This is a genomic window from Oxynema mangrovii CENA135, from assembly GCF_016632315.1.
GTDB lineage: Bacteria > Cyanobacteriota > Cyanobacteriia > Cyanobacteriales > Laspinemataceae > Oxynema > Oxynema aestuarii.
Window position 1 is genome coordinate 2185763 of the sequence record NZ_JAEOXH010000001.1, and the last position, 15755, is coordinate 2201517.

Genomic DNA, 15755 nt, shown 5'->3' on the forward strand with positions numbered 1-15755 from the left:
CTAGCTCGGTGCTGTCGGTCGTCCCGATCGGTGCGATCGCAGTCAATCCACCGCGATCGCCCCTTGATTATGTCCAAAAATCTCACCGATACGAATTCTTTAATTTCTTTATCTTCGACCCAGTTATTCGAGCAAATCAGCGAGCGCGAAATCTATGCTTGGGCTCGCTGTCACTTGCAATCGTTGGAGTTAAAACACTGGCTCGGTGAAGAAGAAATCCCTCTACCGGAATTTCCCGGTTTGTATTTTATCGATTGCATTGTCTACGATTGCGAAGGCAAATCTCAAGAAAACTTAGCCTATATCGGCGTCGCTAATACCAGCATCCGCCAGCGTTGGAAGTCTCATCACCAACTCCCTTTATTTACTCGCCTTCAGTCCATGGGAGTTGAAGTGATTATTCGCAGTTTTCCTGTTTTACCCGGTACGATTCCCCCGGAAATGTTGCAACAGTGGGAACGGGGATTAATTGAAAAATTACACCCGATTTTTAATGACGATTTGGTTTGAAAAGTTAATGTTTCTTAACAAAAACTGCCCCTTAAAAGGGGGGTTGACCGATTGACGGCGCGGCTGCTTTTTGGTATTATTTATATTATAATGGGGGCATTTGCAATTTTTTTAGTTATGCCCATACTCCCATTATGATATAAGCATATCACAAAAATGCTTTCCCCGAAGCAAAATCCTCCTTTTTTTAGCGCGCCGTCAAGAGAGTGCCGTAGAACCGGGGGTACGCCCCAGAGTCAATTCCGATTTAAGAAAATCGATAAAATGGCGAGCCGTGCGCCCCGATCGCCCGTTGCGACGAGTCGCCCACTGGAGTGCTTGAAAGACCAGAGCTTCATCGTCGATCGCGAGCTGTTCGCGATCGGCCAAATGGCGAACGATCTCTAGATACGCTTGCTGGTTCGCAGGCTCGAAAGTCAGGGTCAAGCCGAAGCGATCGCTAAACGAAAGCTTTTCCTGAACCGTATCCCAGGCGTGAACTTCATCCGCCGCACTAGGTCGCGGGCGTTCCTCGAAAAACTCGCGCACGAGATGGCGGCGGTTGGAGGTCGCGTAGACCACCACATTCGGGGGACGGGCAGTAATCGTGCCTTCGAGAACGACCTTAAGCGCCTTAAAAGCATCGTCATCCTCTTCAAACGAGAGGTCGTCCACGAAAATGACAAACTTTTGGGGAAGATCGCGCAACTGTTCCACGATCGCGGGTAAATCCGTCAACTCCGATTTAGCCACTTGAATCAACCGCAAGCCGCGATCGGCGTATGCGTTCGCCAACGCCTTCACCAGAGAAGATTTTCCCGTCCCGCGACTGCCGTAGAGCAACACATTTAACGCGGGCAATCCGGCGAGCAGAAACTCGGTATTCTTGAGTAACAATTCCCGAGGGCGTTCGTAACCGACCAATTCCGAGAGGGTGACCGGATCGGGATGGGCGATGCCGACCAAAGCGCCTGAGTACCAAGTAAAGGCGCGATATCGGGCAAACAGACCCGTTCCCGAGTGACGGTAAAAAGCCGCAACCTCGGGCAGCAGTTGACGCCACGAAGGCGCCTGTTGAAATTGGCGGATCGGGGATTGACCGATCGCCAGATCGGGAGCGTCCGCGTCGGAGACTTCGGAAAAAGCGGGAAGGGTAGAGAGTCCGGAAATTTCGCGAACCCAGTGACTGAGCCGATCTCCCGTACAAGAAGCCAAGTGCTGCAAAACGTCCAAATCGTACTTGACCGCTTCAATTAACGACGGCGAGAGGCGATCGAGATCCACCTGTTGCACCTGACGGCTGAAGGGGTTGTCATCGGCCAAGATTTGGGCGATTAAAAAATCCGACCAACTCTGACGGCGATCGGCCAACAGCTCGAACCATTTACCGTAGGCGTGCAGACAGGAGATCGCCGACCGATTGCCCGTTCCTTCGCCCAGATGGCGGGCGTTCGCGAAGCGACTCCAGAGGAGGAGCGCCTCCAGTAACTCGACAAAGGCTCGACCTTCTTGCCCGGCGAGTACCGAACGGTAAACCAACAAGGAAGCCGCTTCGACGGCGAGGGATTGAATGGTAGCGCTTGTGGGAGAATCCATCATCCGACCTCATTTCGGGGGGGCGATCGCTCGGCGAGTACAAAGGAGGATCGCCGCTTCCGGTTACTTTTTCTTACGACTGGGTTTGAGAGCCTTTTTGACCAAATCCGGAATTTCCGAGGGACTCTGAGCCACGGGGATATTCGCCGCTTTAAACGCCGCAATTTTACTTTGAGCCGTATCCGGATCGGCGCCGACGGGGCTGACCTGGTGAGTGCGACCGACACTGAGTTGAGCCGCCATGATATCTCCCGCGTGACCGAGGCGTTTGCCTTTGGGCGCGTGACGACCTGCCACGTAGGCGATCGTCGGTTTGTCGATCGCCTCGGCGATATAGTGCGCTGCCGTTTCTTCACTGCTGCCGCCAATTTCGCCGACGAGGACGATCGCCTCCGTCGCCTCATCTTCGTCTAAAATTTGCAACCACTGGGCGAAAGACGAACCGACGATCGCGTCGCTGCCGATCCCGATGGCGATCGACTGGCCCAACTTCGCCTGGGTCAACTGCCAGGCGATTTCGTAAGTGAGCGTCCCACTGCGACTGAGCAACCCCACCGAACCGGGGGTATAAAAATCACTTTTGTGGGTTCCGAGTAAGATTTTCCCGGGGACGATAATCCCGGGAGTATTCGGACCGACGATTAAAGTTTCCGTCGCCTCCGCTTGGCGGACCAAGTGAACCATATCCAGGGGGGGCATTCCTTCGGTGACGATAATAATTTGGCGAATGCCCGCCGCCATCGCTTCCAGGGCCGCGTCGAGTACGTCGTAAGGCGGCACGAAAATCACGCTCGTATCGATCGCGCCGAGGTTGCCGACCGCTTGCTCTACCATGTCGAAGATCTCGATCTCTTCGACCTGTTCGCCGCTGCGACCGGGACTGATCCCGGCAATGACATTCGTGCCGTAGTTTTTCATCAAAGCCGCGTAAGTGGCGCCAATCGGTTCGGTAATTCCTTGAATGAGAACTTTGCTTTCCGGTGTAAAATTCATTGCCGCTCCTATACTGGCGATTAATCACTCCATCGGGGGTGTCGCGATCGGGTTTAACCTTTGCGAGCTGCCGAGACCACCTGTTCCACGGCCCGGTCTAAGTTTTCGACGAGGGTCACCTCGACTTCATCCAAGATTTGCTGGGCGCGATCGAACTGTGTACCCATGAGGCGCACGATTAATTTGGGCAGGCGAATCGTACTCGTCGCCGTGGTATTTTGGCGGGAAATGCGTTTGAGGTAATTGGCGATCGCCTCGGCGACGAGATCGCAGGTGCCAATCCCCCCGAGTAAGTTGACTAAAACCGCTTTGACGGTTTTATCTTGACAAACTAACGCCAAGCCTTTTTCGACGCGAGCGGCAATTTGTTCGGGAGTCGCTTCCGAGCGGGACTCTCCGCCCAAATTTAAGAAATTAGCAGGTTTGCCCCCCGCCTCGCAGACTAAATCGAGGGTTGCCATCGTCAACCCGGCTCCATTACACAAAATGCCGATATTGCCGTCGAGGGGAATTAAGTTTAGATCGTCCCAAGGTGGGGAAGGTTGGCGATCTCCGGGGATCCCCGTCGCGAAGCTTCTCGAAGGGGTGCCATTTTCCGGCGTCCGACAGGAACTATAAATCAAGCGAGCCAGATCGTGATGGCGACTCAAGGCGCGATCGTTGGCGGTTACTTTGCCGTCGAGAGCCATCACCTCCCCGCTCGGACTGATTCCGAGGGGGTTGATTTCGACTAAATCCAAATCTTTCTCGACAAAGAGATAGTACATTTTCTCGACGATCTCGCTCACCGACTGAATGAGCGGTCCGGAACAACCCATTTTGAGGGTGAGACGGCGAGCGTAAAAAGGTGAGAATTCGCGATCGACCACGACTTGCTGCATGTCTTCCATCGCCGATTCCGTACTCGTCCCGCCTTGACGGGAGCCTAAGAGGACGGGACGGCGCGCCTCGCGGTCTAAAACCACGGCGAGATAAAGTTCGCGGTCCGTATTGTATTTGGCTTCAGCCAGCAAGACTTCTGGATATTCGCCCGTAATCGGCAGGTGAAAGATAGTGTGAGCGGCGGCGACGGCATCGATAGTATTGGCGACGAACTTGATGCCTCCGACTCTACCGCGTCCCCCGGCACGGACTTGGGACTTGAGTACGACCGGATAGGGAATTTTTAAACCTTTGAGGTCTTGGGGGCGATCGATTCTCTGTCCGGGCAATACGGGAATGCCGATTTCACGAAATAATTCCTTAGCTTGGTACTCCAGTAAGTCCATAGGTGTGGGGAACGTTGAGTTTGACTATCAGTTGAGGACGACGGCTCGCTCGAAGACTCCGAGGGAGTGCCTGGGGGAGCCGCCGGGCGATCGCCTCTGAGGGTTGTCCACCTGCGATCGCCCGCTCGAATCGAGAGGCCATCCCAGGTGGAAATGGCCTAAGTTTAATAATCTTAACTTTTTCAGGGGTTTGGGGAAAAATAAGTCCCCCTCAACTTTTTTCAATTGAGCGTTGGGATACATCGACTCCCCAAACTGGTAAAATCCTACTACCTGAGCGAGTTCAAAAGAGCGAAAACCAAGCTAGCTCCATACAAATTTTTTGTACAACCTGTGCTTTTTATCAATCTTAGGAACTAGGATAGCGCCGATCGCCTAAATCTTAAGAGCTATAAGTTCCCGTGGCGACCCTCTATCGGGTTGTTGCCCGAGCTGTATTGTTTTCATTCAGGGTGGGTCGTTGACTATAGTACGAGATTGCGGGGGAATCTCGCGGCGATCGAGGATTCTTGCGGATTTTGCTAAACTAATCGGATTGCCGGGTTCTCGCACGCACCGCGTCCGCTAGAGGATCCGGATCGAGCGTTCAACCGAGTCGATGGGGAGATGGGCCAATGATTCAAACCCGTACACGTCAGGAAACCTTAAAGCGAGATGGTTTAAAGCAGGAAAACTTAAAAGTTATTGCCCGGTTGTTGCAAGAACGCCTGCATTTAGAACTGCCCCAGCGTTTACCCGTGCGAATTCAATGTGCGCTTCACCACGGACAACTGCTGGTTCTCGCCGAACATCGACCCGGGGTAAGCGCCCAAGTTGGCGAAATCTTTGACGCTCTCACCCAGGCGATCGCCGCCTTGATTCCCGATCTGGCCGAAGATCTCAAACTCTACTTGAGAGTCGCAGGTCACGAGCGCCCCTATGCCTTTGAAGCTTTGCGATCGACCTCGGGGGAACCCGCCGCCGAGACGACTCCGGACGAGGATACGGCGTTGGAGTCGCCCAACGAAGGCCCGTTGGCAGACGGATCCGATGAAAGCGAAGACGAAGAGAAGGCGATCGCCCTCGCCGTCAGCGCCTTTCCACCGAATCCGTTCGACGAACTCGCCCTCGACCCTCAAGATCTCGAGCAGATCGCCGTCAACCCGAAACAGAAACGGGCGAGAAAGCCCGCCCCGCCGTGGCTGTTGCCGTTGTCCGCCACGATCGCCACGGCCCTCGTGGCGGGCGGCAGTGCCTTTTACGCCCTCAGCCGGCCCTGCGCGATCGGACGATGCGAACTCATCGATAAAGCCGAACAGTTGAGCCAAGTGTCCGCCGCCGAACTGCAGGCGGTCGAGTACAAACACCAATTACTCGACATCCACGAAAAACTCGACAAAGCCACGACGATGCTCGGACGGATTCCCTCGTGGTCCGGGGCGAGCGATCGCGCCGCCACCCTGATTAGAAGCAACTGCGTCCAACTCGACGGCATTACCGAAGTCGTCGCCGCCCTCGATCGCGGCTTGGCGACTGCCGAACGCGCCAAAAATCCGCCTCATTCCGTCGAGATCTGGCAGGAAGTCGCCGCCGGGTGGGACGAGGCGATCGCCCAACTCGAAGCAGTTTCCCCGGACAGTCCGGTGTACCCGTTCGCCCGGGAAAAATTGCAAGAATATCGCCAAAACCGCACGGCGATCGACCGCCGCATCGACAACGAACGACAAGCTCAAGCGCAACTTCAATCGGCGCAATCGGCGGGTCAAGTCATTAAAGCCCGTCAAGGGGTCGCCCAGACGACGGAAAGTTGGGAACGAATTATCGCCAGTTGGGATGAAGCGATCGCCCAATTGGAACGGATTCCCGACGGTACCACGGCGGTTCGGCAAGCCCGCCAATTGACTGCTGCCTACCAAGCCGAAGCGACCCGCGCCCGCGATCGCCTCTACGAAGAACAACTCGCCCAAAATGCCTACGATCGCGCCGTGCTCGAAGTCGATCGCGCCGAAGGCTTCCAACAGCAAAATCAATGGACCCTCGCCGTAGAAGCCTGGACGAATGCCAACACTTACCTCGAACAAATTCCCCTGGGAACCTACCCTTACGCGAAAGCGGCCAAATTAGGCAAAACCGTCAAACCCGCCCTCGCCGACGCCCGGGAAATCCTCGCACAGGCGATCGCCCGCCAAGACGCCGATGCGGCCCTCAAGAAAACCTGCTCGGGGTCGGTGAACGTTTGCGCTTACAGCGTCTCCGATCGCGTCTTGCGCGTCCAATTGCAGCCCGATTACCTCAGCGAAGTTCGCAAAACCGCCACCACTGCCGATCGCACGGGCAATCCTAAAGTCCGAGCCGACTTGACCGAACACGTGCAAACCCTGCAAAACGCCCTAGAAACTATTAGCGACAATACCCAGATTCCTTTAGAACTCTACGATCCTTACGGCGCGCTCCTCGGACGCCATACCCCGCGCTCAACCAACTAAAACTGTCTAAAAAGCGCCTAAAACTGTTGCAACTGGGCCTCGGCGTTGAAAAATTTCCCGGCAATTCCCCGGGTCACTAACAACGCCGTCAGCAGGTTGACACAAGCCAACATGAACATAATCAAAATCTGATAAGCTGCCGCATTGAGCGGCTTGACGCCACTGAGCAACTGTCCGGTAATAATCCCCGGTAAAGTCACGATTCCCACGACCATCATCGCGTTGAGGGTCGGGATCAATCCGGCGCGGATCGCTTCGCGACGATAGGAGGCGATCGCCTGTTGGGGCGTCGCGCCCAAAGATAAATGGGTTTCGATTTCAATTTGGGTATTGTTGAGTGTCGTCGCCAGTCGTTCTCCGGCGATCGCCGCCGCATTGGTCGCATTACCCAAAACAATCCCAGTCAAGGGAATAATATAGTGAGGATCGCTCCAGACTTGCGGCTCGCGCAAGACGACCAGATTGACATACGTCATCGTCAGCGCACTGCTGAAACAAATCGAACCCCACACCATCGGCAAGACGTTGGGGAGTTTATTGCCGATCCGATTTTTGGCAACAATCGAGGCGATCGTCAACATGACCGCCAACACCGCCAAAATGGCCCAAGGATTTTTCCACTCGAACACCGCCTCTAAAAAAGTACCGACGACGAGCAACTGAACCACGGTCCGCGCCGCCGCTAAAGCGAGTTGTCCTTGCAAACCCAATTGCTGCCAAATTGACAGGGCGATCGCCACGGCAATCAAGCCTACAGATAATCCTAAATCGAGCAAATCGAGTTCGATGCGTTCCATAGGGGGAAAGGTTAGAAGGGACTAGGGAGCAGGCAACAGGCAACAGGCAAGAGGGGAAAGCCGGGAAAAGAAACATTCCCAAGCCTGTGGTGCGCTCGAGTTGAGCGCGCCCTCGAATACGATGCGGCAATTTCGCGAGACAATCGAAACAGGCAGTCACGCTGGATGGGAGTTAGGAATGAGTAAAATACCCCCGATCGACTTAGCACGAGAATACCAAACGATCCGCCACGAGATCGAAGCCGCCGTCGGAGATGTTTTAGTCTCCGGACAGTATATCGGCGGTCCACAAGTGGCAGCGTTTGAGGCAGAATTTGGGACTTACGTGGGAACGTCGGAATGCGTGGCGTGCAATTCCGGGACGGACGCCCTTTATTTGGCTTTGAGGGCCCTCGATATCGGCCCGGGGGATGAAGTGATTACCTCCCCGTTTACCTTTTTCGCTACGGCGGAAACGATTTCCTTAACCGGGGCCACTCCCGTATTTGTGGATATTGACGAAACGTTTAATCTCGACGCGCAACAGGTGGAAGTGGCGATTTCTGAGAAAACGCGGGCGATCGTTCCGGTGCATCTATTCGGTCAACCTGCGGATATGAGCCGCTTGGGGGCGATCGCCGCGTCCCATCAATTAGCCATTGTCGAGGACTGCGCCCAAGCGACGGGGGCGCGCTGGCAGGGTCGGCCCGTGGGCAGTCTCGGAACGGTGGGCTGTTTTAGTTTCTTTCCGACCAAAAACTTAGGAGCCTTTGGCGATGGCGGTGCGGTGACGACGAACGATCCGGCGATCGCGCGGCGCATTCGGCGCTTAAAAGACCACGGAGCCAGTGCGCGCTACTATCACGAAGAATTGGGGGCTAACAGTCGTTTAGACGCCTTGCAAGCGGCAATTTTACGGGTGAAATTACGCTATCTCGACGGTTGGAATGCCCGACGACAGGCGATCGCCGCCACTTACAGCCAATGCCTCGCGGCGGTGGAGGCGATCGTCGCTCCTTCGGTGCGCGCCGGGGCGCTCTCGGTCTGGAATCAGTACACCATCCGAGTTCCCCAGTCCCGACCTTCCCAAAATACCGACAACGGGGGAGCGATTTCGACGCGCGATCGTCTCCAAGAATCCCTGCAAGAATCCGGGATTGCCACGAGCATTTATTACCCCTTTCCCTTACACCTACAACCCGTTTATCGGCATTTAGGGTATCGAAGCGGCCAACTGCCTCTCGTCGAGCGTATCTGCACGGAAGTCCTATCCCTGCCGATGTTTCCGGAACTCTCCCATGCCGAACAAGATCGAATTATCACTGTAGTGAAAGACGCGCTCTCTCAACGGGGCGAGCCTCAAACCCTGCCCTCGTGACGTTCTCCCGACGCTGACCTATGCGCTTCGCGCAGGCTTCGCCAACGGTACAGCGCGGGCTTCACCGGATCGCTCCAGCGACTACCTGCTTCGTTCGGTCTTGTCTAGGCAATGCCCCCGACAGAACCCGTCCACAGGCGATTTCATCAGCCGTGAGACCCACGACTGAGAGGCCACGATTGCGAATAACTTGAGCGCTGGCAACATCTCTGGGCTTGATGGAACCGCATTCACCGCAATGGTGAATACGGTCTTTTAATTCCTTGCGGACTTGAGCCCCACACTCAGGGCATTCCTGGCTAGTGCCTCTAGGGTTGACCTTGCCGTAGTAGACACCACGTTTCCAGCACACCCACGGCAGCACAATGTTGACGAACTGACCCAAGCCAGCATCAATCATGTGTTTACCAAGGAAGCCCTTAGCGAGTGTCCTGAAGTCCAAGTCTTCAACAAATATTATCCCGGCTCGATCGCAGAGATGGTGAGCCAGCTTGAACTGCCAGTCCAGACGGTAATTCGCAATATTTTCGTGAACTCGACCGATCCGCTCGATTAACTTGAGCCAGTTTTTCGACCCCTTCTGCTTCCCTTTTAGCCTACGTTGCAGCGATTTCAGCTTGCGGTGCAGCTTATTGAAGAAACGAGGACGAGAAACCTGCTCGCCATCAGAGGTGGATAGAAAATACTCCAGTCCAACATCCAGCCCCAGGGCATGGCCTTCTGGCGGGATGTCGGGTACATCAACGTCAGCTTTTAGCGTCAGCATGGCGTACCAGCCTGAATGCTTCCGCACGACCCGAACAGCTTTCAGATCGAAGCCTTCAGGCATGGGGCGATGCAAGTTAATAGGCACCTGCCCGATCTTTGGCAGCTTAATGCTGTTGCCATCAATCGCCTCACCTTTTATCTGCGGAAACAGAAATGACCGCATCCGACCAAATTTCTTGAACCGAGGAAACCCAGTTCGCTTTTGGTGGAATGCGACGAAAGCAGCATCAACCCTCCCAATGACATCCTGAAGCACCTGAGAATGAACCGCTTTGAGTTCAGGATTGGTTTTCTTAGCTTCAGTTAACGCCTTCTTCTGACGGTAGTAATCGGGATAGGGGGTGTCGGCTGGAATGATGTACTCCTTCTGAAGACTGCAAGCATTGACCGAGCACTTCCGACTGTCGATCCAGTCCTTGCGCTCCCCGACCACATAGTTGTAGACCTGGCGGCAAGTCTCCAGCCAATTAAGCATCTGGAGTTCTTGTTCGAGATCTGGGTAAATCCGGTATGAGTAGGTCAATACAAGCATGTAGCTATTACAACTTAGTAGAAACAGCAATGCTCCCTAGAAATTAGCGAAAGAGTATGGCGACTCCGTTCCACTCCATCGCCTCGGCTTTCATCCCGACACCTTCGCGTAGAGTGCGGGGCTTCCCGCCGATTAAGCTAAAGGTCGCCGGGGCGTTGTCGATCGTGTATAGTTTTATCTCATTGAGTTAAGAAAATGATACAATCAAAGACAGAAGAATCCCGATAATAATTGCAAATTAAATCCACTCCTACAATTTAGAGGCGAAAAAAGGCGTGAGTTCTCATCCACTTGCTCGACTCAGACGCTACGATCCCGAAGCGATCGCGAGCTATTACCGCTATCGTCCCTGGAAAGTCATTTGGCGAACCCTCGTTGCCTTCTGGTATTTTGCCAGTTTTGTTTTAGGCTTGAAATGGGATGAATGGGGCGATCGCGTCGAGAACAACAAGGGCAAACGGGCCAGACAACTGCGAGACATCCTCACCCATCTCGGACCGACCTTTATCAAAGTCGGACAAGCCCTTTCCACCCGACCGGATCTCGTTCGCAAAGACTTCTTAGAAGAACTGGTCAAACTCCAAGATAAACTCCCTCCCTTCGATACCCCTCTGGCGCGATCGATTATCGAACGGGAACTCGATCGCGAAATCGAAGACATCTACGCCGAATTCTCCGAAAACCCCGTCGCCGCAGCCAGTTTGGGACAAGTTTACAAAGCCCGACTCCACGGCGGCGAAGCGGTGGCGGTCAAAGTCCAACGCCCCAACCTCAAACCCACCCTCGCCCTCGACCTCTATATCTTGCGTTTGGCGGCCCAGTTACTGCGGCCCTGGCTGCCCCTCAATTTAGGTCACGATCTCGCCACGATCGTAGACGAATTCGGGATCAAACTGTTTGAAGAGATCGACTATCTCAACGAAGCGCGCAACGCCGAAAAATTTGCCGCCAATTTTAGCGAAAATCCCCAAGTCAAAGTCCCGCAAATTTATTGGCGCTATACCAGCAGCCGCGTCTTGACCCTCGAATGGATCGACGGGTTTAAACTGACAGGAATGCAAGAAATCGAAGACGCGGGCATCGATCGCAACGCCGTCATCGAAATTGGCGTCACCAGTGGCTTGCAACAGCTCTTAGAATTCGGTTTTTTCCATGCGGACCCGCACCCGGGTAACTTATTCGCCACCCGGGATGGCAGTATGGCCTACATCGATTTCGGGATGATGGACCAACTCGACGAACAAACGAAAGAAAACCTCGTCAATGCGGTGGTTCATTTAATCAATAAAGACTATCTGGATCTGGCGCAAGATTTTGTCAAATTGGGTTTTTTAACCCCAGAAACCGACATTTGGCCGATCGTTCCGGCCTTAGAAGAAGTGTTGGGGGACATTGTCGGTCAAAGCGTCCGGGAGTTTAATTTTAAAACCGTCACCGATCGCTTCTCCGAATTGATGTACGATTACCCGTTTCGGGTTCCGGCGAAATTCGCCTTAATCATTCGTTCCGTGGTCACCCAGGAAGGGCTGGCCTTGAGCATCGATCCGGAGTTCAAAATTGTCGATATTGCCTATCCTTACGTGGCGCGGCGCTTGTTGCAAGGGGAATCGCCCCAACTGCGACGGCGCTTGTTAGAAGTGCTGTTTAAAAACGGTAAATTCCAATGGCATCGCCTGGAAAACATGATCGCGATCGCCCGTTCCGACGGCAACTTCGACTTGTTACCCACCGCCGGACTCGGCTTGCAATATTTACTCTCGGAAGAAGGGGCCTTCTTGCGGCGCCAACTGTTACTGGCTCTCACCGAAGACGATCGCCTGCATACCGAAGAAGTTCAAAGCTTGTGGAACTTAGTGAAAGACGACCTCAAACCCGCACGCTTGTTCGATGCGGCCCTCGGGGCGATCGCCCACTTGTCCGGGGAAAGTGCGGCAGCTTTACTGCCTTCGGTGGCGACCCTAGCGGCGTTTAAGAGCGAATCTTAGCTCGGCGATCGCCCCCCGACGGCCATAACGCGCTACACTGCTCGATCGTCGGGCCCCGAGGGTTTGACCGTAACTGTTAAAGCTAAAAAAAGGAGTCTTCGTGTCTATTTTTCCCGAACCGCCCTACTTTCTCCTCCTGGCCAGTCTGCTGGCGGGAATCGCTTCCGGGGTGGCGTTCAAAGCTGCTCTGGAACAGTTTGTCAGACAGTGGTCGCGCGATCGCTCTAACTTAACCCTTTCGCGAGATAAAGGCTGGGAACTGCAACTGCCGTTTTTAGGAATGGCGGGGGGAATTTGCGTCTTCCTCGCCTCGGGGTTGCAAATTTTTGGTTTTCCGACCAATTTCTCCTATATTGCTTCTTTACCGCTCACGGTTCTCACCGCTTGGTTGGTCTGGTGGCAACTCGGCAAGTTGTTAGTGGAACTCGAACGCGGCGGCTCTAAAGCCCTCGACCTCGACGGTTTCGTGTAGGGAAAAGGGGAGCGAACGGCGGGCGCGATCGCGGTCGAGGACTTGCCGAGTCGCCCGCCTGCCGCGATTTGCGGCTTTAGTCGAGCCAATTAATATCGTTTTTCGCCAACGGATCCGGCAGCACTTTGTCCGACGGCCCCGGGCGCCGGGGAATCAGGGCGATCGCCCCTTGCGAGGGAGCGGGCGATCGGTCGTTCACTTCGTCGAGTTCGTGCTTTAACTGTTCGTTTTCTTCAGCTAAATGTAGGGCGTCCGCTTTCGTTTGTTCTAAATCTCGATTCAGTCTTTCCGCATGTTTTAAATCGGCTTTGAGTTGTTTGACCAACTCTTTTTGTTCCGCCAGATCGCTTTTGAGTTTGTCCCGTTCTTTTTCTAATTTAGAATAACTTTTCTCGGCAGTTTTAAGGTCGCCTTGCAGCTTTTGAATTAAGTTTTCTTGTTCTTCCAATCCGGCTTTGAATTCGCTTTCCGCTTGTTCCCAACGTTCGCGAGCGAGGCGATCGCCTTGTCGTCCATCCTCTTCTAATTGTTGGGCGCGCTGTTGTTCGTCTTTCAGTTTGCCTTCGAGATCGGCGATCGCGCGATCGTAAACTTTTTCATTTTCCAGAGCTTCTTGTAACGCCGTTTTCAATTCGGTTACGGCAGCTTTCAAGGCTTCGGGATGGTCGCCGATCGCTTCAACCGACGCCGTCGCCTCCGAGGAAGCTGCCGTCTCTCCGGATTGCGGCGATCGCCCGGCTTCTTCTCGAATTAAATCGGTCAAACGCTTCTTAGCCATCAATTCCTCCAGTCTCGCTGTAATTCATTGGCCACCCGGCGGTAATCCGCCTCCGCTTCTTTGGCATTTTTGCCCCGCCACCGACCGATGGGTAATCCTTCGAGGGCCGCTCGTTCGTGAGCTTTATACGATCGCACGAACGCATGACACGCAGGAATGCCCAACTCCAATAACGTATTCTGCGCTTCCAGTGCTTCCTTGAGACTGCGCGAATCGACGCGGGTCAACAGAACCCGATGGGCCACCCCGACAGGCATGACGGCTTCGCGAACCGTATCGATCAGCGCCGCTAAATCCATCGGCGCCGGAGGGGTCGGCAACAGTAAATAATCGGCACAAGCGACGACGGCGGCTAATGCTTCCGAACGTAATGCGGGGGGGGTATCTACTACAATCAGATCGTAGCCTTCAACCTGGCGCAAGCGCCCCAAGAGCTTCGGATCGCTTTCTTGAGCGATATCGAAGTCCAAATCGCGATCGCCGCGCTGCACCCACCAGGTCGCGGATCCTTGAGGGTCGGAATCGACCAGTAACACCCTATACTTAGGGGCTAAAGCCGCCGCTAGGTTGACAGCAGTCGTGGTTTTGCCGACGCCGCCTTTACCGTTGGCGATCGCCACCACTCTCGACGGCTGTGGTTTTGGACGGGCAGAGGGTTGGGCTGTAGATGTTCTGGGCAAGGCTACAAATCCTTCAATGCATGGGAGGCGATCGCTTTAAATATACCGCTTTATCGGGGCGTTTCCCCGGTGGATCTGGCAAGCGATCGTCTCGGCGCCTGCGTTTTGAGATCTAACCATTCACCGAAGATGATGCGATCGCGACCTCCTTCCGTTTCCGCCCAAGAGTACCCCCTCGGCGTCCGCCGGGATTGGATCTGGCGGGGCTATCAAATCCGTTATACCTATCTTCGAGCGCGCCAACGGCGATCGCACAGCCTGCCGATCCTGCTCCTGCACGGGTTCGGTTCGGCCCTGGGTCAGTGGCGCGCCAACTTGCACCCCTTAAGCGAACACCACAGTGTCTACGCCCTCGACTTCCTCGGATTCGGCGCTTCCGAAAAAGCCTCGACCCATTACCGAGTCGGACTGTGGGCCGATTTAGTTTACGATTTTTGGCACAACTTCATCGGACGCGAGGCGATCGTCGTCGGTCACTCCCTCGGATCCTTAGTCGCCTTAACCGCCGTCGCCACTTATCCCGAAATGGCACGAGGGCTAGCCTTGCTGACCTTACCCGACCCGAAACCGCGCCAACCCCCGGCGTGGGCGCGCGCCTTAGAGCGCTTTTTCTCGTCGCCGATCTTGCTGTGGCCCTTGTTTCAACTGGTCCGCCAGCCCGGATTTTTACGCAAAGTTTTGCGAAGTCTCTACACCCGGGACGAATTGGTCGATGGCGAATTGGTCGAGCTGTTTGCAGCGCCAGCGCGCGATCGCGGCGCCTTGGAAGTCTTTTACCGCCTGTCTTTATCGCGCAACGATCCGGACTACAGCCCCGACGTGGCGGAATTACTCTCGCCCTTAACGTTGCCGATCTTGCTAATTTGGGGGGAAGGCGATCGGGTGATTCCTTTCGCGGGAGCCAGTCGGATCCTACCGTTAAACCCCCGGATACAATTGGTGTCGGTTCCCGACACCGGGCACGTCCTTTACGACGAACGACCCGAAGCGGTCAACGACGCTATTTTAGACTGGATCGACGGGGAAATGAGATCGGCGCATTCTCATTGACCTACTCCCCGGCCCGCTAGGGAAGCCATGCCGTAGACGCGAAGGGGCTTACCGTAGGGTAGGCTATACCCACGGGGATTCTAAGGGGGAAAAACGGGCGATCGCACTGCCGTTTGACGCCAATTTTCGGAACAATTGCGTTAAAAGGTGTTGCGTTCGCGCCGTCAACGGAGACAATCGCGCGGATCTCGGCTATCAATAGATCTATATTCCCCGATCTAAGTTTTGTCGTCCGATCGCCGGAACCCCGGCGGCGAAGGGCGAACGCATCTACCCCATTCGCCTCGGAAAACCCGTCGATCGCGGCGACCTCAGAAAAAGCCGCGCGTCCTCTGGGATTGTACTGCGGGTTAGAGTAAACTACCTTTGAACTCGAACGCAGCCGAGGGGCAGCGCGATCGCGCTCGCCGGGCCAACCCATCGACACCCAACGCAACACCCCCGAGAGCGGGGAGCAGGTCGAACCCAGCGCGTTGCCATCCATCAAACGAAAAACCTCATTTAAAATCTAAAATCGGGCTTGAG

The 15755-nt window shown here is 54.8% G+C and carries 14 protein-coding genes; 6 read left to right on the top strand and 8 right to left on the bottom strand.

What is annotated here, in order from left to right; all coding sequences use genetic code 11:
- Nucleotides 1-69: 69 nt before the first annotated feature.
- Nucleotides 70-510 carry a GIY-YIG nuclease family protein gene (locus JJD41_RS08635; RefSeq protein ID WP_200665565.1) on the top strand — a complete coding sequence of 147 codons (441 nt, stop codon included), beginning with the start codon at nt 70-72 and terminating at the stop codon, nt 508-510.
- 198 nt (nt 511-708) lie between these two features.
- On the opposite strand, the gene JJD41_RS08640 is transcribed toward JJD41_RS08635, so the two are convergent.
- The 3 genes from JJD41_RS08640 to JJD41_RS08650 form a co-directional block, all read right to left on the bottom strand.
- Nucleotides 709-2085 (bottom strand): ATP-binding protein, encoded by a 1377-nt coding sequence (locus JJD41_RS08640; protein ID WP_200665566.1) that lies wholly within the window; start codon nt 2083-2085, stop codon nt 709-711.
- A gap of 63 nt (nt 2086-2148) precedes the next feature.
- Nucleotides 2149-3078 (bottom strand): succinate--CoA ligase subunit alpha, encoded by a 930-nt coding sequence (locus tag JJD41_RS08645; RefSeq protein WP_200665567.1) that lies wholly within the window; start codon nt 3076-3078, stop codon nt 2149-2151.
- 53 nt (nt 3079-3131) lie between these two features.
- Nucleotides 3132-4346, bottom strand: a complete 1215-nt coding sequence (locus JJD41_RS08650; protein WP_200665568.1) for a succinate--CoA ligase subunit beta — start codon at nt 4344-4346, stop codon at nt 3132-3134.
- Between the two features lie 614 nt (nt 4347-4960).
- Here JJD41_RS08650 and JJD41_RS08655 point away from each other — a divergent pair.
- Complete coding sequence (locus JJD41_RS08655; protein ID WP_200665569.1) at nt 4961-6811, top strand: hypothetical protein; 1851 nt, start codon at nt 4961-4963, stop codon at nt 6809-6811.
- 17 nt (nt 6812-6828) lie between these two features.
- On the opposite strand, the gene JJD41_RS08660 is transcribed toward JJD41_RS08655, so the two are convergent.
- The gene (locus JJD41_RS08660) at nt 6829-7608 is read right to left on the bottom strand and encodes an ABC transporter permease (RefSeq protein ID WP_200665570.1); all 780 of its coding nucleotides are present in this window, start codon (nt 7606-7608) and stop codon (nt 6829-6831) included.
- Nucleotides 7609-7786: 178 nt separating this feature from the next.
- Here JJD41_RS08660 and JJD41_RS08665 point away from each other — a divergent pair, with 178 nt between their 5' ends.
- Nucleotides 7787-8965, top strand: coding sequence for a DegT/DnrJ/EryC1/StrS family aminotransferase (locus JJD41_RS08665; protein WP_200665571.1), 1179 nt, complete (start codon nt 7787-7789; stop codon nt 8963-8965).
- Nucleotides 8966-9026: 61 nt separating this feature from the next.
- Here JJD41_RS08665 and JJD41_RS08670 read toward each other — a convergent pair whose 3' ends face one another.
- Nucleotides 9027-10265: an RNA-guided endonuclease InsQ/TnpB family protein gene (locus JJD41_RS08670; RefSeq protein WP_200665572.1), complete on the bottom strand. Its 1239-nt coding sequence runs from the start codon at nt 10263-10265 to the stop codon at nt 9027-9029.
- A 275-nt stretch (nt 10266-10540) separates the two neighbouring features.
- Between JJD41_RS08670 and JJD41_RS08675 the strand changes: the two genes are divergently transcribed.
- Nucleotides 10541-12250, top strand: coding sequence for an ABC1 kinase family protein (locus tag JJD41_RS08675; RefSeq protein WP_200665573.1), 1710 nt, complete (start codon nt 10541-10543; stop codon nt 12248-12250).
- A gap of 100 nt (nt 12251-12350) precedes the next feature.
- Complete coding sequence (locus JJD41_RS08680; RefSeq protein WP_168570201.1) at nt 12351-12722, top strand: hypothetical protein; 372 nt, start codon at nt 12351-12353, stop codon at nt 12720-12722.
- Between the two features lie 76 nt (nt 12723-12798).
- On the opposite strand, the gene JJD41_RS08685 is transcribed toward JJD41_RS08680, so the two are convergent.
- Together JJD41_RS08685 and JJD41_RS08690 are read right to left on the bottom strand one after the other, a co-directional pair.
- On the bottom strand, nt 12799-13500 hold the full coding sequence (locus JJD41_RS08685) for a hypothetical protein (RefSeq protein WP_200665574.1): 702 nt from the start codon (nt 13498-13500) through the stop codon (nt 12799-12801).
- A complete protein-coding gene (locus JJD41_RS08690) occupies nt 13500-14180 on the bottom strand; it encodes a ParA family protein (RefSeq protein ID WP_234488554.1) in 681 nt (226 codons plus the stop codon). The genes JJD41_RS08685 and JJD41_RS08690 overlap by 1 nt, the downstream gene beginning before the upstream one ends.
- A gap of 132 nt (nt 14181-14312) precedes the next feature.
- Here JJD41_RS08690 and JJD41_RS08695 point away from each other — a divergent pair, with 132 nt between their 5' ends.
- The gene (locus JJD41_RS08695; RefSeq protein WP_200665575.1) at nt 14313-15230 is read left to right on the top strand and encodes an alpha/beta fold hydrolase; all 918 of its coding nucleotides are present in this window, start codon (nt 14313-14315) and stop codon (nt 15228-15230) included.
- A gap of 16 nt (nt 15231-15246) precedes the next feature.
- Here JJD41_RS08695 and JJD41_RS08700 read toward each other — a convergent pair whose 3' ends face one another.
- Entirely contained in the window at nt 15247-15714 is a 468-nt protein-coding gene (locus JJD41_RS08700) for a hypothetical protein (protein ID WP_200665576.1), read from the bottom strand.
- Nucleotides 15715-15755: the final 41 nt, after the last annotated feature.